At 73.3% G+C, this 18,844-nt stretch carries 19 protein-coding genes and 1 pseudogene; 8 read left to right on the forward strand and 12 right to left on the reverse strand.

All coding sequences use genetic code 11. The features are described 5' to 3' along the window. Positions 1 to 5: 5 nt before the first annotated feature. Positions 6 to 941 carry an N-acetylmuramic acid 6-phosphate etherase gene (gene murQ / locus OG933_RS24295; protein ID WP_405628894.1) on the reverse strand — a complete coding sequence of 312 codons (936 nt, stop codon included), beginning with the start codon at positions 939 to 941 and terminating at the stop codon, positions 6 to 8. 52 nt (positions 942 to 993) lie between these two features. Continuing rightward, positions 994 to 1,887: a MurR/RpiR family transcriptional regulator gene (locus OG933_RS24300; RefSeq protein WP_405628896.1), complete on the reverse strand. Its 894-nt coding sequence runs from the start codon at positions 1,885 to 1,887 to the stop codon at positions 994 to 996. A gap of 55 nt (positions 1,888 to 1,942) precedes the next feature. On the opposite strand from OG933_RS24300, the gene OG933_RS24305 reads away from it, so the two are divergent. Both OG933_RS24305 and OG933_RS24310 read left to right on the forward strand, forming a co-directional pair. Further along, complete coding sequence (locus OG933_RS24305; RefSeq protein WP_267022497.1) at positions 1,943 to 2,326, forward strand: hypothetical protein; 384 nt, start codon at positions 1,943 to 1,945, stop codon at positions 2,324 to 2,326. A 7-nt stretch (positions 2,327 to 2,333) separates the two neighbouring features. Next, positions 2,334 to 2,600, forward strand: a complete 267-nt coding sequence (locus tag OG933_RS24310) for a DUF4031 domain-containing protein (RefSeq protein ID WP_405628898.1) — start codon at positions 2,334 to 2,336, stop codon at positions 2,598 to 2,600. 71 nt (positions 2,601 to 2,671) lie between these two features. Here the strand turns inward: OG933_RS24310 and OG933_RS24315 are convergent. Then, a pseudogene (locus tag OG933_RS24315) lies at positions 2,672 to 3,166 on the reverse strand (GNAT family N-acetyltransferase); the annotation flags it as partial. An 11-nt stretch (positions 3,167 to 3,177) separates the two neighbouring features. Then, entirely contained in the window at positions 3,178 to 3,822 is a 645-nt protein-coding gene (locus OG933_RS24320) for a hypothetical protein (RefSeq protein WP_362522827.1), read from the reverse strand. 122 nt (positions 3,823 to 3,944) lie between these two features. Between OG933_RS24320 and OG933_RS24325 the strand changes: the two genes are divergently transcribed. Continuing rightward, the gene (locus OG933_RS24325) at positions 3,945 to 4,664 is read left to right on the forward strand and encodes a copper homeostasis protein CutC (RefSeq protein ID WP_405628899.1); all 720 of its coding nucleotides are present in this window, start codon (positions 3,945 to 3,947) and stop codon (positions 4,662 to 4,664) included. Positions 4,665 to 4,681: 17 nt separating this feature from the next. On the opposite strand, the gene OG933_RS24330 is transcribed toward OG933_RS24325, so the two are convergent. Beyond that, a complete protein-coding gene (locus OG933_RS24330) occupies positions 4,682 to 6,745 on the reverse strand; it encodes a HelD family protein (RefSeq protein ID WP_405633490.1) in 2,064 nt (687 codons plus the stop codon). Positions 6,746 to 7,162: 417 nt separating this feature from the next. On the opposite strand from OG933_RS24330, the gene OG933_RS24335 reads away from it, so the two are divergent. Beyond that, positions 7,163 to 7,345: a hypothetical protein gene (locus tag OG933_RS24335; protein ID WP_054243921.1), complete on the forward strand. Its 183-nt coding sequence runs from the start codon at positions 7,163 to 7,165 to the stop codon at positions 7,343 to 7,345. A 1-nt stretch (position 7,346) separates the two neighbouring features. Here the strand turns inward: OG933_RS24335 and OG933_RS24340 are convergent, their stop codons facing one another. Next, positions 7,347 to 8,993 (reverse strand): DNA repair helicase XPB, encoded by a 1,647-nt coding sequence (locus OG933_RS24340; protein ID WP_057601091.1) that lies wholly within the window; start codon positions 8,991 to 8,993, stop codon positions 7,347 to 7,349. Between the two features lie 161 nt (positions 8,994 to 9,154). Between OG933_RS24340 and OG933_RS24345 the strand changes: the two genes are divergently transcribed. Next, the gene (locus tag OG933_RS24345; RefSeq protein ID WP_385252981.1) at positions 9,155 to 9,709 is read left to right on the forward strand and encodes a hypothetical protein; all 555 of its coding nucleotides are present in this window, start codon (positions 9,155 to 9,157) and stop codon (positions 9,707 to 9,709) included. A gap of 96 nt (positions 9,710 to 9,805) precedes the next feature. Here the strand turns inward: OG933_RS24345 and OG933_RS24350 are convergent, their stop codons facing one another. Next, positions 9,806 to 12,463 carry a helicase-associated domain-containing protein gene (locus tag OG933_RS24350; protein WP_405628900.1) on the reverse strand — a complete coding sequence of 886 codons (2,658 nt, stop codon included), beginning with the start codon at positions 12,461 to 12,463 and terminating at the stop codon, positions 9,806 to 9,808. Between the two features lie 182 nt (positions 12,464 to 12,645). Here OG933_RS24350 and OG933_RS24355 point away from each other — a divergent pair, with 182 nt between their 5' ends. After that, positions 12,646 to 13,635 carry a hypothetical protein gene (locus OG933_RS24355; RefSeq protein WP_362522823.1) on the forward strand — a complete coding sequence of 330 codons (990 nt, stop codon included), beginning with the start codon at positions 12,646 to 12,648 and terminating at the stop codon, positions 13,633 to 13,635. Positions 13,636 to 13,658: 23 nt separating this feature from the next. Then, positions 13,659 to 14,306 carry a haloacid dehalogenase-like hydrolase gene (locus OG933_RS24360; protein WP_362522822.1) on the forward strand — a complete coding sequence of 216 codons (648 nt, stop codon included), beginning with the start codon at positions 13,659 to 13,661 and terminating at the stop codon, positions 14,304 to 14,306. On the opposite strand, the gene OG933_RS24365 is transcribed toward OG933_RS24360, so the two are convergent. Continuing rightward, positions 14,282 to 14,533 (reverse strand): hypothetical protein, encoded by a 252-nt coding sequence (locus OG933_RS24365; RefSeq protein ID WP_020130261.1) that lies wholly within the window; start codon positions 14,531 to 14,533, stop codon positions 14,282 to 14,284. The two genes, OG933_RS24360 and OG933_RS24365, sit on opposite strands and share 25 nt — an antisense overlap. Positions 14,534 to 14,714: 181 nt before the next feature. On the opposite strand from OG933_RS24365, the gene OG933_RS24370 reads away from it, so the two are divergent. Then, positions 14,715 to 15,098, forward strand: a complete 384-nt coding sequence (locus OG933_RS24370; protein WP_020130260.1) for a cold-shock protein — start codon at positions 14,715 to 14,717, stop codon at positions 15,096 to 15,098. Positions 15,099 to 15,138: 40 nt separating this feature from the next. Here the strand turns inward: OG933_RS24370 and OG933_RS24375 are convergent, their stop codons facing one another. The 4 genes from OG933_RS24375 to OG933_RS24390 form a co-directional block, all read right to left on the reverse strand. Continuing rightward, positions 15,139 to 16,026, reverse strand: coding sequence for a 1,4-dihydroxy-6-naphthoate synthase (locus OG933_RS24375; protein WP_362522821.1), 888 nt, complete (start codon positions 16,024 to 16,026; stop codon positions 15,139 to 15,141). After that, entirely contained in the window at positions 16,016 to 16,765 is a 750-nt protein-coding gene (locus OG933_RS24380; RefSeq protein ID WP_405628901.1) for a futalosine hydrolase, read from the reverse strand. Before OG933_RS24380 ends, OG933_RS24375 begins: the two co-directional genes overlap by 11 nt. After that, complete coding sequence (locus OG933_RS24385) at positions 16,735 to 17,247, reverse strand: DUF2771 domain-containing protein (protein ID WP_362522819.1); 513 nt, start codon at positions 17,245 to 17,247, stop codon at positions 16,735 to 16,737. The genes OG933_RS24380 and OG933_RS24385 overlap by 31 nt, the downstream gene beginning before the upstream one ends. Positions 17,248 to 17,321: 74 nt before the next feature. Further along, complete coding sequence (locus OG933_RS24390; protein WP_362522818.1) at positions 17,322 to 18,755, reverse strand: MFS transporter; 1,434 nt, start codon at positions 18,753 to 18,755, stop codon at positions 17,322 to 17,324. Positions 18,756 to 18,844: the final 89 nt, after the last annotated feature.

The raw sequence follows: 18,844 nt of genomic DNA on the forward strand, positions 1-18,844 counted from the left end.
GCGGCTCAGCCGCGCGCCGCACCGAGCGCGGCGCGCAGATGTCCCCCGGACTCCTCCAGAAGGCGGGCGGCCGCCGGCCCGTCCACCCCGGCCAGCAGGGCGAGGATCGCGTTCTTCACCTCGCCGTCGGTGGCCGCGAGGGCGGCCTCGATCTCCGGCTCGTCCGCCCCGGTCGCCAGCGCCACGATCCGCCGGGAACGGGCGCGAAGCTTCTCGTTCGAGGCACGGACGTCGACCATCAGGTTCCCGTACGTCTTGCCCAGCCGGATCATCGTGATCGTCGAGACCATGTTGAGGACCAGCTTCTGGGCCGTGCCCGCCTTCAGCCGGGTGGAGCCGGTGAGCAGCTCCGGCCCCACGACCACCTCGATCCCGTGCTCGGCGGCGGCGGCCAGCGCGCTGCCCGGGTTGCAGGCCAGCCCGACGGTCAGGGCGCCCCGGGCCCGCGCGTACCGCACGGCGCCGACGGCGTACGGGGTGCGACCGGAGGCGGAGACGCCGATCACGGTGTCGTCGGGGGTGAGGGCGAGGGCGGCCAGATCCGCCTCGGCGAGTTCCTCGGAGTCCTCGGCGCCCTCGACGGAGGTGACCACGGCCGACGGGCCGCCCGCGATCAGTCCGACGACCTGGCCGGGCGTGGTGTTGAAGGTCGGCGGGCACTCGGAGGCGTCGAGGACCCCGAGCCGCCCGGCGGTACCGGCACCGGCGTAGACCAGCCGTCCGCCGCGTGCCATGCGTGCGGCGACCGCGTCGATGACGGCGGCGATCTGCGGAAGCCGCACACCGACGGCGGCGGGGACGTCGGTGTCCTCCTCGTTCATGAGGTGGGCGATGTCTAGGGTGGGGAGCCGGTCGATCTCGGCGAGGTCGGGGCGGAACGCCTCGGTGGTGAGGGATTCGAGCGCGGCGCGCAGCTCACTGGGGTCGGGCTGGGAGGTCATCGGGAGGGCTCTTTCCGGTGCGGGTCGGGACAACTGTCTGCACCTCCACGGTCTACCGGTGCCGGTGGGCCAACGCCTCGTACGACGCGGCCAACGCCGGCGCGGCCGTCGCGTAGGTCCGCTGGGCCACCCCTACGAACAGGCAGTCCACCACCAGCAGCTGACTCGTGCGGGACGACATCGCCGCCGGGCGCAGCTCGCTCTCCCGCGCGGTCGAGGTGGCCAGCACATGATCGGCGTACTGCGTCACCGCGCTCTTCGGCCGTCCGGTGACGGCGACGGTGGTGGCCCCACGCTCGAACGCCACCCGCAGCGGTTCGATGACGTCCCGCGTCGCGCCGGAGTGCGTGATGGCGATCGCGAGGTCACCGGAGGCCAGCTGGACCGCGTTCGTCACCGCGAGATGGGTGTCGCTGTGGGCGTGCGCGATGAGCCCGATCCGCAGCAGCTTCTGGGTGAGGTCCTGGGCGACGAGCCCGGACGCCCCGACGCCGTACACGTCGATGCGCCGCGCGGCCGCCGCGGCGGTGACGGCCGCCTCCAGCTGGGCGGTGTCGAGGGCGGCGGCGGTGTCGGCGAGGGTCTGCCGCTCGTCGTGGGCGAGTTTGGCGACCACGTCCGCCAGCGGATCGTCGACCGCGATGTCGGTGGTGATGGAGGGCGCCCGCCCGGACCGCTGCTGCGCCGCCAGCCCGGCGAGGGCGAGCCGCAGATCGCGGTAGCCGGGGTAGCCGAGCAGCCGGGCGGTGCGCACGACGGTCGCCTCGCTGGTACCGGTGAGTTCGGCGAGGCCGGTGACGGTGAGTGCGGCGCAGCCCGCCGGGTCGTTCGCGACGGCTTCGGCGACGCGCCGCATGGAGCGGGTCAGGGAAGGGGCCAGGGTGCGGACCTTGGCCGCGAGGGCGGCAGGATCGGGACTGAAGGTTTCCTTCACTGCCTTGGTCACCTCTGAAAGCTATTTTCTGTTCGGGCTCGGGGTCAAGCGTGCGCACAATGGGTGCATGGACCCCATCAGCCCCCTGGAACAGGCGTTGCACACGGCACGCGCCCTCGTGCTGGCCGATCTGGCCTCGGGCGAGGTCGCAGCCGCGGACGTGGTGTCGCTGGTCGAGGACTCCGTCGTGCAGCGGCGCTGGTGGGTCGAGCAGTGGCCGGACGGCGTGGCGTACGTGGCGGGACTGGTGGCGCAGGACGTGCAGGACGCGCTGCTGGAGCGGTACGGGCGCTGGCCGATCTGCCCGGTCTGCGGTTCCGGCGACCCGCACGCGCTCGAGGTCGAGCCCGAACTCGGGCCCGACCCGCACTGGGTGTGCCACAAGGCGGGCGTGAAGGTCGCCTCGGTGGGCTCGCTGGGGCCGGCCCTGGGAGGGGACCCGTCCTCGTGAGGCTCTCGTGACCGTCTACATCGATCCGCCGGCCTGGCCGGGCCACGGCCGTATGTGGTCCCACCTCGTGAGCGATGTCTCGTACGACGAACTGCACGTCTTCGCCGAGGGGTTGGGCGTCCCGCGGCGCGCCTTCGAGCGCGATCACTACGACATTCCGTCGCACCGCTACGCCGAGGTGGTGGCGGCCGGCGCGGTCGAGGTGAGCAGTCGTGAGGTGGTGCGCCTGCTGACGGCGGCCGGCCTGCGCAGACGCAAGGGCGCCGGCCGGTAGGTGCCGGGGCACAGGGCGGGCGGTTGTGGGCAGGCCGGGCGGTGCGGGCAGGCCGGCCGGCGCGGGGCGTCCTACGGCAGGTGCTCCGGCCCGCGCAGCTCGTACGCGTCCTCCTCGTCGCCCGCGGCCACCTTGACGAACCCGGCCCGCTCCAGCACACCCCGGGACGGGGCGTTGGCGTGCTCGACGACCGCGAACAGGCGCCGTACGTCGTCGCGTGCCAGCGCCCAGCCGGCCAGTGCGCGCAGCGCCTCGGTCGCGTAGCCGTGGCCGCGGGCGGCCTCGACCAGGTCGTAGCCGATCTCCGTACGGCCGTCCTCGTCCGGAGCCGTGTGGAAGCACATGCTGCCGACGGCCCGGCCGTCCGCCCGCCGTACGAGGACGTACAGGCCGAACTCCGGCCGGTGCGTGCCGGACACGTACGCCCGCACCATCATTCCCGCGGCGTCCCGCGTCCCGTCGAACGGTCCGCCGTCGAGCCACACGAAGCCTCCGCCGCCGCCCGCCCGCAGTCCGGCGGCGGCGCTGGGCGTGACGCCTTCGAGGGTGAGGCGTTCGGCGGGGATGCGCGGGGTGGTCACGAGGTGAGCAGTTCCAGTTCGCCCCGCAGGTTGTAGCGGGCCGTGGCCTCCCACCGCTCGCTCGCGTACGGCGTCCTGAACAGCCTCGGCAGGTCGAGGAGTTGGCGCAGGATGTCCGCCCGGCCGGCCCGGAAGGCGTCGCTGGGGACGAAGTGGTACTCCTCGCGGACGGCGGCGGTGTAGGCGGCGTACGCGGTCGGCGGCGCGGCCAGGATCGCGAGGTCGGCGTCGCACAGGACCTGGCCGTCGAGGTCGTCGTCGGCCGGATCGTGGGTGACGGTGAGCCGGACGAGCCTCGCGACCTCGGCGGTCCGCTCCGGCGACACACCCGCCTCGGGCAGCGCGCGCTCGGCGAGGCGGGCGGAGCGCTCCTCGTTCTCGGACCGGTCGGGCAGATAGACGGCGTCGTGGAACCAGGCGGCCAGCCGGACGACGTCCGGGTCGGCAGCGTGCTCCGCGAGGACGTCGACGCGGTCGAGGACCTCGGTGAGGTGCGTGAGCGTGTGGTAGCGGCGCTGCGGCTCCCGCCAGCGGGCGAGGAGATCGTCGGCGTACGGCTCCGGGTCCGGGCCGCCGGCCGGGCCCCGGGTCCTGTCCAGGGTGTGGCTGAAACGGGTGCGCAGGGCGTCGAGATCGGCCATGGCCCCATTGTCGCGCGTACGGACGGGGTTCTCCGGCGTATTCTTGAATTGGACTAGACCTGTAGTCGCCCGATGAAGCCGGCGAAGCCGACGCAGCCGATGAAGCAGACGAATGGGGTGCCATGAGCAAGCGTGCAGTCCTGGAGGTGATCGCCCTCGACGTCGAGGACGCCGTCGCCGCCCAGACGGGAGGTGCGGACCGCCTCGAGCTGGTCACCGACATGGCCGCCGACGGGCTCACCCCGCCGGTCGCGGTCTTCGCCGGGATCCGGGCCGCCGTCGACCTCTCCCTGCGCGTGATGCTCAGACGCTCCGAAGGCTTCGCGGCGGGAGCCGCCGAGGAGGTCGACTCCCTGGTGCGGGTCGCCGGCGAGCTGCGGGCGGCCGGCGCGGACGAGTTCGTGCTCGGGTTCCTCGACGCGGAGGGCGGGGTGGACCTGGCGGCGGTGGAGCGGGTCGTCGCCGAGCTGGACGGCTGCCGCTGGACCTTCCACCGCGCCCTCGACCACGCCGGCGACCGCGACGCCCTGCGCAAGCAGCTGGACGGCCTGCCCGGACTGGACACCTACCTCACGGCCGGTTCCGCCACCGGCGTCGACACCGGCCTGCCCACCCTGCTCGCGGAGGCGGCACGGCAGGGGGAGCAGGGCTATGAGCAGCAGCTCCTCGTCGGCGGCGGGCTGCGCCTCGACCATGTGCCGGTGCTGACGGCCGCCGGCGTCGACGCCTTCCACATCGGCGGCGCGGCCCGACCGGACGGCTGGACCGGGCCCGTGTCGGCGCAGGCCGTGGGCGAGTGGCGACGAGCGGTGGACAGGAAGCATCAGGAGCAGGACGCGTAGACGGAGTCCCGGGCGGGTCAGGTGAGCTGGGGCGGCAGGGGGGTCGTGTGGGTCACGATCAGGCCCGATACCGCTCGGGTCAGCGCCACGTACAGCCGCCGCAGGCCGGTCCGCTCGTCCGGTTCGCCGTCGACCACCGCCTGGGGTTCGTCCAGGACGACGTAGTCGTACTCCAGGCCCTTGGCCAGGGAGGCCGGGACCAGGGTGAGGCGGGTCTCGGCCGTGGTCTCCTCGCCGGGGGCCAGGTGGCCGATGCCCCGCGCGGTCAGCGCTTCGGCCAGCGCCGGGATCCGGGCGTCGGCCGCGATCAGGCCCGTCGAGCCCTCGTTGCGCAGCAGCTCCTCGCAGGCCGCGACGGTTTCGGCGGTGCCGGTGACCGGCCGGAGGTCGAAGAAGCCCGGGTTCTCGCGGACCGAGGCGACCGGGGTCAGGCCCGGCGCGATGTGCGGGAGCAGGCGGGACGCGTAGGTGATGACGTCCGTCGGCACGCGGAAACCGGCCGTCAGTTCCTCGATCACCGCGTCCGCCTTGCCCAGGTGACCGAGGGCCTCCTGCCAGCTCCGGGTCGCCCACGGGGTGGTGCCCTGCGCCAGGTCGCCCAGCACGGTCGCCGAACCCGTCGTGCAGCGGCGGCCGACCGCCCGGTACTGCATGGGGGACAGGTCCTGCGCCTCGTCCAGGACCACATGGCCGAGGGAGTGGGTGCGCTCGACGATGTCGGTCGCCTCGTCGATCAGCACCGCGTCCGCCGCCGACCATCGGGCCGCCTTCACGGACCGGGCGGGCCTTCTGCCGGATCCCGGCAGCGCCCACAGGATCGTCTTCTGCTCGTCCTCGCTCAGCACGCCCTTCGCGTGTTCGGCGAGGAAGTCCGCGTCCGTGAGCAGCCGCAGCACCAGCTTCGCCGGATCGACGGCCGGCCAGACCTCCTTCACGGCCGCCTTCACCGCGCTGTTGCGGGCGACGGCGTCCTGCACCCGGTCGTCCGGGGCCTCCCCCGAGCGTTCCATCTGCACCAGGACGGCATGCGCGATGCGCTGCGGCAGCGCATCGCGGGCGGCGCCGTAGCGGATGTCCCGGTCCAGCAACTCCCGGACCATCTCCTCGAGTTCGTACGCCGGCAGCCGCCACCGCCGCGAGCCGCGCACGACGACGAGCGGTTCGCTCGGCATGCTGACGTGCGAGTACACGGCCCGCCGCAGCACCTCCGCCATCCTCGCGTCACCCTTGACGACCGCCGCGGCCGCGTCGTCCGTGCCGCGCACCTCCACGTGGGCCACCAGGTCGTCGACCGTGCCCTGGCGCACCGCCAACTCGCCCAGTGCGGGCAGCACCTGCTCGATGTAGTGGAGGAAGGACCGGTTCGGTCCGATGACCAGCGTGCCGGTGCGGGCGAGCCGCTCGCGGTGGGCGTACAGCAGATACGCCACCCGGTGCAGACCGACGGCCGTCTTGCCGGTCCCGGGCCCTCCCTGGACACAGACCGTGCCGCCCAGCCCGCTGCGCACGATCTCGTCCTGCTCGGGCTGGATGGTGGCGACGATGTCCCGCATCGGTCCGACCCGGGGCCGCTCGATCTCCCGCTGGAGCAGCTTGCTGGTCCGTGCCGCCTCCGCCGGGTCGGACAGGTGCTCGTCCTCGTAGGCGGTGAGGGCGCCGCCGGTGTAACCGAAGCGGCGGCGCAGCCCGACGTCCATCGGATCCTTCTTCGAGGCCCGGTAGAACGGCTGCGAGACCGGTGCACGCCAGTCGATGACCATCGGGTCGCCGTCGCCGTCGTGCACATGCCGACGTCCGATGTAGAACTGCTCCCCCTCCGCGCCCTCCGCCCGCTCGGCGCCGGGAGCGTGCAGGTAGTCGAGCCGGCCGAAGAACAGCGGCGTGTCGCTGAGGTCGGCGAGCGCCTTGATCCGCTCTTCGATCTGGCGCTCCAGGATCTGGGCGTTGACCCAGTTCGCGGTGACGTCGCTGATGTCGAGGGACTCGGCGTCCTCGCGCATGGCACGCAGGGCACCCCGGGAGGAGGCGAGGTGGGCGCGTTCACGGGCGAGCGGATCGTCGTCGACAGGCGTGGACGGCATGGACGGCGTGAGCGGCGTGGACAAGGGGGTGCCTCCGGACCGGCTGAGGTGGGCGCTGCGGTGAGTCCGTCCGGTTTCCGTCCGGACGGCGGCACTCCGGGAAGGGAGGCGGGCAAGAGCGGAGATTGTAGGTGAACGGCGGAGGAGCGTGCCAACGCATTTATCCGGCCGCCACCCCGATGGGAGCCGGCCGCCACCCCGATGGGAGCCGGCCGCCACCCCGATGGGAGTCGGCCGCACCCTCGGTGGGGACCCGGCCGCACCCCCGATGGGACCGGCCGTACCCCCGTGGGACCCCTGACCGACGGCCCTCCGTCCCGTAGGGGAGACCCCCGCCCGCAGGTGTACCCGAGGAGTAGGCCGAATGGGGACCTGGGACCGATGCCCGCTTTATGCCCCGGAGCCCATCATGGAGACATGAGTGCAGCGACCCTGACCCCGGCCCCCGGTCGCCCGTCCGGCGCGACCTCCCTGTCCGACATACACCGCCACCGCCTCGGCGACGCCCTGCGCGCCGTGAAGGTCTTCGTGGGCGCCGCCTTCGACGTGATCATCCTGGGCGAGTACGGCGAGGAAGCGGGCGTCCGCCGCCGCAGGTGACTCAGGCCTCACCCGCGAGCAGCTCGTCCGCGTCCATGATCCGGTACGCGTAGCCCTGTTCCGCCAGGAAGCGCTGGCGGTGCGCGGCGAAGTCCTGGTCGAGGGTGTCCCGTGCCACGACCGAGTAGAAGTGGGCCTGGTGGCCGTCCGCCTTGGGGCGCAGGACGCGGCCCAGACGCTGGGCCTCCTCCTGGCGGGAGCCGAAGGTGCCCGAGACCTGGATGGCGACCGTCGCCTCCGGCAGGTCGATCGAGAAGTTCGCGACCTTGGACACCACCAGCACGCTGATCTCGCCCTCCCGGAAGGCGTCGAAGAGCTTCTCGCGCTGCGCGTTGGAGGTCTCGCCCTTGATCACGGGGGCGTTCAGGTGCTCGCCCAGCTCGTCCAGCTGGTCGATGTACTGGCCGATGACCAGGATCTGCTGTCCCGCGAAGCGGCGGACGAGCGCCTCCGTCACCTTCCGCTTCGTCGCCGTCGTCGCGCAGAAGCGGTACTTCTCCTCCGCCTCGGCGGTCGCGTACGCCAGCCGCTCGGAGTCCGTCAGGTTGACCCGGACCTCGACGCAGTCGGCGGGCGCGATGTAGCCCTGCGCCTCGATCTCCTTCCACGGCGCGTCGAACCGCTTCGGCCCGATCAGGGAGAACACGTCCGACTCACGGCCGTCCTCGCGGACGAGGGTCGCGGTCAGCCCGAGGCGGCGGCGCGCCTGGAGGTCCGCCGTGAACTTGAAGACCGGCGCCGGCAGCAGATGCACCTCGTCGTAGAGGATGAGCCCCCAGTCCCGGGAGTCGAACAGCTCCAGGTGCGGGTAGACGCCCTTCCGCCGGGTCGTCAGCACCTGGTACGTGGCGATCGTGACGGGCCGGATCTCCTTGCGCGTCCCGCTGTACTCGCCGATCTCCTCCTCGGTCAGCGACGTCCGCTTCACCAGCTCGTGCTTCCACTGCCGCGCGGAGACGGTGTTCGTGACGAGGATCAGCGTGGTCGACTTCGCCTGCGCCATCGCCCCGGCGCCGACGAGGGTCTTGCCCGCGCCGCACGGCAGCACCACGACACCGCTGCCGCCGTGCCAGAAGTTCTCCACCGCCTGCTTCTGGTAGGGCCGCAGCGCCCAGCCGTCCTCGTCCAGCTCGATCGGGTGCGCCTCGCCGTCGACGTACCCCGCGAGGTCCTCGGCCGGCCAGCCCAGCTTCAGCAGCGTCTGCTTGATCTGCCCGCGCTCGGAGGGGTGCACGGCGACGCTGTCCGGGTCGATCCGCACGCCGACCAGCGGAGCGACCCGCTTGGAGCGCAGGATCTCCTCCAGCACCGGCCGGTCGGTGGTGGTGAGCACGAGCCCGTGCGCCGGGTGCTTGCTCAGGGTCAGACGGCCGTAGCGGTCCATCGTCTCGGCGATGTCGACGAGCAGCGCGTGCGGCACCGGGTAGCGGCTGTACTGCACGAGCGCGTCCACGACCTGCTCGGCGTCGTGGCCTGCGGCCCGCGCGTTCCACAGGCCCAGCGGGGTCAGCCGGTAGGTGTGGATGTGCTCCGGCGCCCGCTCCAGCTCCGCGAACGGCGCGATGGCACGACGGCAGTCGTCCGCCTGCTCATGGTCGACCTCCAGGAGCAGAGTCTTGTCCGACTGGACGATCAGCGGTCCGTTCACGTACGCCATCCCTTCCGCACGGGCCAAACCTCCAGTGTGCCGTACGGCGCGCCGTAGTGGCGGCCCGCTTCTTCCCGGCCGCCCTGCGCAACCCTGACCTGCGTTCGTGGGTCTGACCGGGGGAGCAGCGCGATGGGCGCGACGCGGTGGGGAGTCACGGTATGTCGGTCCTGTCGTTCCGCAGAGGTGCGGTCGGCGTGGGAGCCGCGGCGGTGCTGGCGGCCACGGGCACCTGGGTGATGTGGCCCGCGGGCATCGACGGGGGGCTGTGGAGCGAGGTACGGCCGGTGATCGAGGCCAGGATCGCGGCGGAGTCGCGGGGGAGCGGTTACGGCGAGACCGTGCCCGCGCTCGAGGCGCGCTGGTTCTGCCAGGCGAAGGCGCTCGAACTGGAGGAGCACGCGGGCGTGGTGCGGGCCGGCGTCAACACGCTGTGCGTCGAGTACGGGGTGCAGGACGACAGTCTCGTCGAGTGCGGGGCCGGACAGTATCCGCAGGTGGTGCGGCTGGAGCGGGACGAGGCGGCCGCCGGGGGCTACCGGGTCGTCGCCCGGGAGGAGCCGCCGGACGGCGAAGGGTACGGGCGCTGGACGGAGTCCCACTTCGGCGTCTTCACCCGGTCCTCCCTCCAGGACCCGATGTCGCCCCACGCCCTGGAGGCCACGGCCCGCGCCCACTTCGGCCTGCCTGCGGACGCCTCGATCGGCGAGTGCTGACCGGCCGGGCCCCGGTCCGTCGGCCATCGATCGGCGGCTTCCGGCCCGACGGCCGTGTGCCCGGTGGTTTCCGGCCGGGCGGCGGGCCCGCCGGGGTCAGTCGTCCGCCAGTTCCGCGACGCCCGTGATGCGGTGCAGTGGGTAGGTGCGGACCTCGTCCGCCGTGTGGTCGTACGCCGTCACGAAGCCGCCCTCCACCCGGACCGGGGCGATGACGCGCTGGCTGGCGGTGCCCTCGGCGTTGACGTAGCCGATCCACAGGGCCTCGCCGGTGAGGACGGCGGCCTGCATGGTCGCGAGGGTCTCGGCGGAGCTGGTCCGGGGGAGTTCGCCGGGGGCGAGCGGGGCGGCGTCCTCCGTCGGTTTGCGGGGGGTCGTGGCGGCCAGGTCGCCGGCCCTGATCGCGCGGATCGCCGCGGTGAGCAGCGTCGTGTCCGGTACCGGCGGACCGTCCGGCACCGGCTCGGGAGCCGTGCGGGGCGGGGTGCGGTGGGCATGGGCGCGGGTGATCAGGACGTCCCCCTCGGCCGACTCGGCGGCGGGTGCGAAGCCCATCGCGCGCAGGCCCTCGAGGAGGGCGGCCGGGTCGGCCTGGGTCGCGAGCACCGTCGGGGCCAGGCGGCGCAGGCGCAGGGCGGTGGCGCGCTTGTCGGCGAGGATCTCGTTCAGCAGGGCGTCGTCGTCGCAGCGGACGTAGGCCGAGGCCGAGCCCACCCGCAGATGGCCGTGCCGGCGTGCCACGTCGTCGATCAGGTACGCCAGCGGCTGCGGAACCGGCGTACGGGAGTGCTCGGTGAGGAAGGCGTGCAGGTCGGAGGCGCTGCGGCCGGCGTCCAGGGCGCGGCGCACCGAGCCGGGGGTGAAGCGGTAGACGGTCGCGCCGCCCTTGGACTCGACGTCCGCGAGAACACTCAGCACGTCGGCCAGCGGGCGCCGCAGCGGGCCGGGGGCGACCGCGGTCAGGTCGGCCTGGAGCAGGACGTGGTCCAGGGGCTCGGGGAGCAGCGGGGCGATCAGACGGGCGGCGGCCGCGGTGGCCACGGCCTGCTCGGGAGGCGAGAGAGGCGTGGCCGGGGGTCCGGCGGCGGCCGCGCGGTGCGGGGCGGGCAGCTTGTCGCCGGGGCCGGTCGGACCGGCCGGACCGCTCCGTCCGGTCGGGTCGTCCTGCGCGGTGGGAGTGGGGGTGGCGGTGGCGGGGGGTCTGGGCGCGGACCTCGCACCCAGCAGGGCCCGTCCGTGCGCCGACAGCGCGCCCCGGCCGGTCACGCCCAGGAGTTCGGCCTCCGTCAGGGTCCAGCGGGCCAGCCGGGCCCGCAGGTCGTCGTCGCCCTGAGGCCCCTGCGCAGCGTGCTGTCCCTGCTGTCCCTGCGCACCCTGTGGGCTCTGCTGGCCCTGCGGTCCGCGCAGCGGGCGCTCCCAGCGCAGCCGGGCCAGCAGAGCCTCCGGGTCCGGGGCGGCACCCTCGGGCAGCCCGGCCAGCAGGGTCAGCACCCGGTGACGCACCTCGGGCGCGGCGGACCGGTCCAGGCCCGGCCCCAGCGCCGACAGGGCCCGCTCCTTGAGATCCCGGCCGCCGACTACCCCGGACGTCCGGGTCGCCGCCAGCCACGCCTGCGCGAGCTGCGCCCACCGGTCGGCGGGCGGCCGTTCCAGCCACTCGTCGTACTCCGGGGTGGCCGCGTACCGCTCGTCGGCCTCCCCGTCGGAGGCGAGCAGTCCGGCCGCGTACGCCAGCTCGACCCAGAACGCGGCCATCGGCTCGGACACGTCGAGGGCGACGGCCGTCCGCTTGAGGTCGCGCACGCTCAGCCCGCCGGCCCGCAGGACCGCGGGGCCGCCCTCGTGCCAGTCCTTCAGCAACTCCTCCACGGTCGCCAGCGTCGTGTACGCCTGCCCGGCCGCCGTCGCGTCCACCACCTGGGGACGATGCGTGGCGACCGGCTCGACGGTGGGCGGCACGGGTTCGGCCGCCCGGTGGGCCCGGCCCTCGCGCAGATGCAGGGCGACCTCGCGCGGCAGGACGACGGTCCCGGGCGCCGTGGGCAGCAGCAGCCCGCGATCGAGCAGCCAGCGCAGCCGCGCCGCCGGATCGGCCGTGACCTGCCCGTACGGCGGTCCCCACATCAGCCGCTTCAGGACGTCGACGGAGTCGGCGGGCGCCTTCGCGAGCAGGGCGGCCATCTTCTTGCGGTGCGTGAACAGGGCGGTGAGCGCGCCGACGGCGGACACCGAGTCGTGCGTGGACGGCAGCCCGGCCGTCGCCACCAACTCCTGGATCCGGCCCGGTGACATCCCCGCCGTCGCCTCCCGCACGCTCGGCCCGAGCCCCGTCGGGGAGGGGTGCTGCGCGGACGGCGCGAGCAGTTCACGGGCGGTGCGGACGAGGCGGAGGCTGCCTTCGTCGCCCCAGACCAGGGCCTGTTCCCGCAGGGCCGTCAGGGCGCCGGGCAGGGCGTCGACGACCGCCTGGTCGCGGGCGTCGCCGGCCATCAGCCCGAGCAGTTCGGCGTACGTCGCCGGGTCGCCGGCCACGGCCAGCGCCTCCGCGGTCTGGAGGGCGAACCGGTCGAGCCGCTCCAGCGCGCGGACGACGGAGGCGCGGGTGCCGGCGCGGGTGGCGAGCTGGGTGAGGTCGGTGGGGACCGGGGTGATGAGGTCGGGGCGGGCGCGCAGGAGTGCGGCAAGTGAAGCGTCGTCCCGGGCGCGGAGCGCTGCCGCTAGGGAGCGGGGGGCCCGCTGGTCCTCGGTGCTCATCTTGCCCACGGTAGCGGTTGGCGTCCCCCGGGGGCTGCGCCCCCAGACCCCCGCTTCGGCCCTGAAGGGGCCTTGTCCTCAATCGCCGGACGGGCTGGATGGTCCGGGCCGGCGCTCGACCGCTGACGAGGTGTCGGTCCTCAGGAAGCGGTCGGGGTGGGGAGAAGCGGTAGCTTCTTCCCGTGGGGATCGAGAGCGACCAAGTCGTCTACGAGTATCTGAGCCGGGTCGGGGATGTCGCGCAGCAGCGGCAGTTGTCGTCGGCCACCCGGATGCGGCTCGTCTCCGAGCTGCGCAACGAGATCGACCGGCGCCGCGCGAAGGCGGTCGTCGACTCGCCCGCCGCCGTCCGCCGCATCATCGACCGCCTCGGCAGCCCGGACGACATCGTCGCGGCCGCGGCCGGCCGGACCGGGGACGCGCCGCAGACGCCGGCGCCCTCCGTGCCCGCGCAGCGCGACCGCGAGGAGGAGCCGGAGCGGGCGAAGGGGATCCGGCGGGTCGTGCCGCGGCCCCGGCCCGGCACACCGCCTCCCGCAGCCCCCTCCGACGTGGCGTCCCCGCCGCACCGCGCCCCCGCGCACGAGCTGGGCGACAGTCGCGAGACGCCCGACTGGTGGCTGAGCGAGCCGACTCCGCTGGGCATCGGTGAGGACGTGCCGGGGTTCGTCGGCGGAGTGGAGATCCCGGACCTGCTCAAGCCTCCGCGGCCCAGGAAACTGGAGGAGGAGCAGGACGAGCAGGAGGAAGAAGAGGTCGAGGGGGAGGCGGACGAGGGCGGTGGCCGTCGGCGTCGGCTGCGCCTCCTTCGGCGGTCGCCCTCCGGCGAGCGGGCCCGCTGGAGCAACCCCCTGCTGCTGATCGCCGCCGGCTGTCTCGTCGTCGGCGCGGTGCTCGGGAACTGGTTCGGGCTGATCCTGGGGTGGCTCCTCGCCTACGCCTCGCGCCGGCTGACCGAACGGGAGACGAAGTTCGCCGTCATATGGCTGCCGGGGCTCGCGCTCACGGCCGGGCTCGTCTGGCTGTGGGGGCGGTCCGAGGGGCGCTGGGGCGACCCCATCGCGGACGGGCACATGAACGACGCCGTCGCCCAGACCTGGCCGTGGGTGATCCGGGGCGCCGCCGTCGCGTCGGCGCTGTTCCTGGTCTGGCGGTCACAGAAGCCGAGGTAGGGAGGGTGTACCGGCCAGGCAGAATGGGCCGTATGACGTCACCCGTGATCACCGTCGGCTTCGACCTCGACATGACCCTCATCGACTCCCGGCCCGGTATCCGCGCCACGTATGTGGCGCTCGCCGAGCGGACGGGGACGTACATCGACGCCGATCTGGTGGTCACCCGGCTCGGGCCGCCGCCCGAGACCGAGCTGGCCCACTGGTACCCGGCGGAACGGGTCGCGGCCGTCGCCGACCTGTACCGCTCGCTGTACCCCGAGCACGGCGTCACCGGCGCGACCGCGCTGCCCGGCGCCCGCGAGTCGATCGCGGCGGTGCGGGCGGCCGGCGGGCGGGCGATCGTCGTCACGGCCAAGCACGAGCCCAACGCCAAGCTCCAGGTGGAGCATCTGCGCCTCGGTCCCGACGCGGTCATCGGCAACCTGTGGGCCGAACAGAAGGCGGAGGCGCTGCGCGAGCACGGCGCGAGCGTCTACGTCGGCGACCACGTGGGCGACGTCCGCGGGGCGCGTGCCGCCGGGGCGCTGTCGGTGACCGTGCCGACCGGGCCGATCGGTGCGGAGGAACTGCGGACGGCCGGTGCGGATGTCGTGCTCGCCGACCTCACCGAATTCCCGGCCTGGCTGGCCGGTCACCTCGAGGCCTACCGCGCGGCGCCCCGCGCCTGACGCCGGCCGGCGGCGACCGATTGCAGGACGCCGGCGCCCGCGACGAGGAATCCGACGCCCATGAGCATGCTCAAGCCGAACATGTAGGTCGGAAAAGGCGTCGTATCGAGGAGGAGTGGGGCCACTGTGACCAGTGTGGCCACAGCGCCGACGAAGAAGACGATGGCGCCGGCACGGATCAGTCGGTCACCGGGAGCGGCGGAATTCGTTTGGGTTTTGTCACGCACCGGACCAGGGTAGTTCCCTGCGCGAAGGAACAACCGGGGGACGTCTTGTCACCGGCCCGAAGACCATTAGCCTTGGTACCGGCGGGTCGTGGTCGACCCGCCCGAGTGCTATCCAGAGCCGTTCAGAGCTGTTTCGGTGTCGAGAAGCAGCTTTCCGACGAGTACGAGGACGAGGACAGACGTGCCTACCGGCAAGGTCAAGTGGTTCAACAGCGAGAAGGGCTTCGGCTTTCTCTCCCGTGACGACGGCGGTGACGTCTTCGTCCATTCCTCCGTCCTGCCTGCCGGAGTCGAGGCACTGAAGCCGGGTCAGCGAGTGGAGTTCGGCGTCGTCGCCGGACAGCGCGGCGACCAGGCCCTCTCCGTCGTCATTCTCGACCCGACCCCTTCGGTCGCCGCCGCACAGCGCAAGAAGCCCGACGAACTGGCTTCCATCGTCCAGGACTTGACCACCCTCCTCGAGAACATCACGCCGATGCTCGAGAAGGGCCGTTACCCGGAGAAGACCTCCGGCAAGCAGATTGCCGGACTGCTGCGCGCGGTCGCCGACCAGTTGGACGTCTGACCGGTACCGGCCGACGGAAAATCGGTATCCGCCGGGGGCGTCACGGGAAATCGAGTGCATCCGGGCCGAGGGGCGGCAACAGCCCCTCGGCCGCCGCACGCGTCAGCAATCCCCTGACCGCCGCATAGCCGTCCTCGCCCAGGTCCGCCGTGAACTCGTTGACGTACAGACCGATGTGCTGGTCGGCGACGGACGGGTCCATTTCCTGGGCGTGTTCCATGACGTACGGGCGGGAGACCTCGGGGGCGTCCCAGGCGGCGCGTACGGAGGTACGGATCGAGTCGGCGAGCCGGGTGAGGGCCCGCGTGCCCAGTGAGCGCTTGGCGATGATGGCGCCGAGCGGGATCGGCAGGCCGGTCGTGGACTCCCAGTGCTCGCCCATGTCCGCGAGCTTGTGCAGCCCGTAGTCGCGGTAGGTGAAGCGGGCCTCGTGGATCACCAGCCCCGCGTCGACCTTTCCGTCCCGCACGGCCGGCATGATCTCGTGGAACGGCATGACGACGATCTCGCCGACGCCCCCCGGCACCTGCTCCGCCGCCCAGAGCCGGAACAGCAGGTACGCCGTCGACCTCTCGCTCGGCACGGCGACCGTGCGGCCGGTCAGTACCCCACCGCCGACCGCGTCGGAGCCCCCGGCGCTCCCGGCACTCCCGCCCTCGCGCGTCAGCACCAGCGGGCCGCAGCCCCGGCCCAGCGCGCCCCCGCACGGCAGCAGCGCGTACTCCTCGAGGACGTACGGCAGCACGGCGTACGACACCTTCAGCACGTCGAACTCACCGCGCTCGGCCATGCCGTTGGTGATGTCGATGTCCGCGAACGTCACGTCGAAGCCGGGCGCGCCCGGCACCCGGCCGTGGGCGAGGGCGTCGAAGACGAACGTGTCGTTCGGGCAGGGCGAGTACGCGATCTTCAGATCGTCACCGGTCATGCGGGTTCCAACTCTCCAGGACGGGTGTGAGCTTCCCGAAGGCCGTGGTCAGGGCGGCGAGCGCGGCGCCGATGCGCCAGGCGTCGCGGTCGCGCGGGCCGACGGGGTTGGAGACCGCGCGGATCTCCAGCACGGGTACGCCGTGCGCGGCGGCGGCCTCGGCGACCCCGAAGCCCTCCATCGCCTCGGCGAGGGCGCGCGGGTGCAGCGCGCGCAGGGCGGCGGCCCGGGCGGCGGTCCCGGTGACCGTCGAGACGGTCAGGACGACGCCGGTCAGGGCCCCGGTGGCGGCCGCGGACTCTCGTACGAGGGACTCGGGCGGACGGTGGGTGACGGTGCCGAAGCCCAGCTCGTTGACGGGCAGGAAGCCGTCGGCGGTCTCGGCGCCCAGGTCGGCGGCGGTGATCTCGTCGGCGAGGACCAGGGAGCCGACGGGGGCGTCGGGCGCGAAGCCGCCCGCGATGCCCGTCGACACGACGAGGCCGTAGGGGTCGCCGCTCAGCGCGGCGGCCGTGAGGGCGGCCGAGACGGAGGCGGCGGCCAGGGCCGGGCCGACCCCGGCGGCGAGGAGGTCACAGGGCTCGTCCGCGCGGTGCAGGGTCACGCCCGGCAGCCGTACCTCGCGGCCGGGCCCGGACAGCGCCCGGGCCACCGCGTCCCGTTCGGCGGGGACGGCGGTGGCCACGAGGACGCGGGTGCGGGACGTGGTCAGTCGTCCTTCTTGAGCTTGAACGACCACAGGCCGGTCACCGCCTGGCTGTCCTTCTTCCCGTCGCCCGCCTTGATGGAGACGAGGGTGGAGTCGCCCTGGGCGCCGTACTGGGCGTTGAAGAACACGCTGCCCGGGATCGTGCGGTAGGTCTTGTCGCTGTCCTCGGTGAGCGGCTGACCGTTCATCAGGATCGTCCAGCGCTTGTCGGCCACGTCGGGGTCGACGCCGAAGCGGACGGTCTCGTCCGGGTCGACGGTGATCGACTTGATGTCCTTGTCCGCGAGGCACTTGGTCAGCGCGGCGGCCTGGAGGGTGTCACCCTCCCCGCCACAGGTGGCCTCGGCGCTGACCGAGGTGCGGCCGACGGTGATCGTGGAGAGCGGCGTCGGCTTGTCGCAGGCCGACAGGACGAGCAGTCCGGCGGAAACGGCGCCGGCGGCGGCGACGACGCGGCGGCGTCGCGCGACGCCAGGTACATCAGCGGCTCCGCCGCGGGGCATCGTGGTCATGGCGGAAGGCTATCGGGCACGCCCGGCCGTCTCTTTACGTGGGGGGCGGCGTGGCTGTGTGTTACGCCACGCGGTTACGCCACGCGGGGCTTCGCACCGCTCCCGTGCCGCACCGAGGACAGCAGACCGCGGACCGTGGTCAGCCAGCCCAGCGCGACCACCGCGGCGGCCACCGACAGGCCCAGCGCGCCGTTCAGCGGCATCACGATGCCGACCGCGCCGCCGAACACCCAGCACACCTGGAGCAGCGTCTCCGAGCGGGCGAACGCCGAGGTGCGCACCAGCTCCGGCACGTCCCGCTGGATCAGCGCGTCGAGGGACAGTTTGGCCAGGGCCTGCGAGAAGCCGGCGACCGCCGCCATGCACGCCACCAGGAACGCCCCGAAGAACACCGCGGCGGTGATCGCCGCGCCCAGCACGACGGCGACGACCGTCACGATGATCAGCTCCGGGGCCTTGGAGCGCAGCCACGCCCCCACCGCCGTACCGAGCGCGTTGCCCACGCCCGCCGACACCGCCACCATGCCCAGCGACACGGCCGCGCTCTGCCCCGTCAGCGGGTGCTCGCGCAGCAGGAACGCCAGGAAGAAGGTCAGGAACCCGGACAGCCAGCGCAGGGCGGCGTTGGCGCCGAGGGCGTGCGTGACGGCGATGCCGACGGTCCTGAGGCCCGGCCGCTTCACCGGCTGCCGGTGCGGGCCGTGCAGATGCTGTTCGTCGGCGGCGAGCAGCGCCACGGCCTCGCCCTTGGCGGAGTCGACCTTGCGGGGCAGCGAGAAAGACAGGAACGTACCGGCCACGAAGATCACGAAGGCGCCGTAGAGCGGATAGCGCGGCCCGAGGGCCTGCAGTCCCGCCCCGACGGGCGCGGCGATCCCGGTGGCGAGGAGACCGCCGAGGGTGACCCGTGAGTTGGCCTTGACCAGGGAGAACCTGGGCGGCAGCAGCCGGGGCACCACGGCGCTTCTGACCACGCCGTACGCCTTGGAGGAGACGAGCACGCCGAGCGCGGCCGGATACATCTCGATGCTGCCGGTGGCGACGGCCCCGGACAGCACGAGCGCGAGAAGCGCGCGGGCGAGCATGGCCCCGGCCATGGCGGCGCGCCGCCCGTGCGGGAGCCGGTCCAGCAGGGGGCCGATCACGGGGGCGAGGACGGTGAAGGGGGCCATGGTGATGGCGAGGTACAACGCGACGCGTCCGCGGGCCTCGTCGGTGGGCACCGAGAAGAACACGGTGGAGGCGAGCGCGATGGTGATCATGACATCGCCGGCGCCGTTCACGCCGTGCAGCTCGATCAGCTTGCCGAGGCCGGACTCGCCGGCGCCGTGCGCGTGGGTGGCCTTCCGGATCCCGCGGGCGGTGCCGGTGAACGGGAAGTGCAGGGCACGGCCGACCGCGCGGACGGACCCGCTCATCCGGCCCGAACCGCTCACCCGGCTCCTCCCCTTGTTCCCCTTCGTCGCACCGATCCCGGTGGCGCCCTGGGGTGTCCTCGCGGCTGCCACCCCGTCATAGTGCCCCGGAAAAGCGGTACGTAGTGCGGTTACCGCGCGTATGGGCGTGTGATCGTCGCCGCGCCGGGCCGGTCGGGAGA

The sequence above is a fragment of the Streptomyces sp. NBC_00016 genome (assembly GCF_045040885.1).
GTDB classification, from domain to species: Bacteria; Actinomycetota; Actinomycetes; order Streptomycetales; family Streptomycetaceae; genus Streptomyces; species Streptomyces coriariae.

What these genes read in the sequence shown, in the direction of transcription:
- OG933_RS24360 (WP_362522822.1), top strand. Translation starts at nt 13,659, where the DNA reads ATGGGCCGTATGACGTCACCCGTGATCACCGTCGGCTTCGACCTCGAC.
- OG933_RS24350 (WP_405628900.1), bottom strand. Translation starts at nt 12,463, where the DNA reads ATGAGCACCGAGGACCAGCGGGCCCCCCGCTCCCTAGCGGCAGCGCTC.
- OG933_RS24320 (WP_362522827.1), bottom strand. Translation starts at nt 3,822, where the DNA reads ATGGCCGATCTCGACGCCCTGCGCACCCGTTTCAGCCACACCCTGGAC.
- OG933_RS24345 (WP_385252981.1), top strand. Translation starts at nt 9,155, where the DNA reads ATGTCGGTCCTGTCGTTCCGCAGAGGTGCGGTCGGCGTGGGAGCCGCG.
- OG933_RS24375 (WP_362522821.1), bottom strand. Translation starts at nt 16,026, where the DNA reads ATGACCGGTGACGATCTGAAGATCGCGTACTCGCCCTGCCCGAACGAC.
- OG933_RS24330 (WP_405633490.1), bottom strand. Translation starts at nt 6,745, where the DNA reads ATGCCGTCCACGCCTGTCGACGACGATCCGCTCGCCCGTGAACGCGCC.
- OG933_RS24325 (WP_405628899.1), top strand. Translation starts at nt 3,945, where the DNA reads ATGAGCAAGCGTGCAGTCCTGGAGGTGATCGCCCTCGACGTCGAGGAC.
- OG933_RS24305 (WP_267022497.1), top strand. Translation starts at nt 1,943, where the DNA reads ATGGACCCCATCAGCCCCCTGGAACAGGCGTTGCACACGGCACGCGCC.
- OG933_RS24335 (WP_054243921.1), top strand. Translation starts at nt 7,163, where the DNA reads ATGAGTGCAGCGACCCTGACCCCGGCCCCCGGTCGCCCGTCCGGCGCG.
- murQ (WP_405628894.1), bottom strand. Translation starts at nt 941, where the DNA reads ATGACCTCCCAGCCCGACCCCAGTGAGCTGCGCGCCGCGCTCGAATCC.
- OG933_RS24385 (WP_362522819.1), bottom strand. Translation starts at nt 17,247, where the DNA reads ATGACCACGATGCCCCGCGGCGGAGCCGCTGATGTACCTGGCGTCGCG.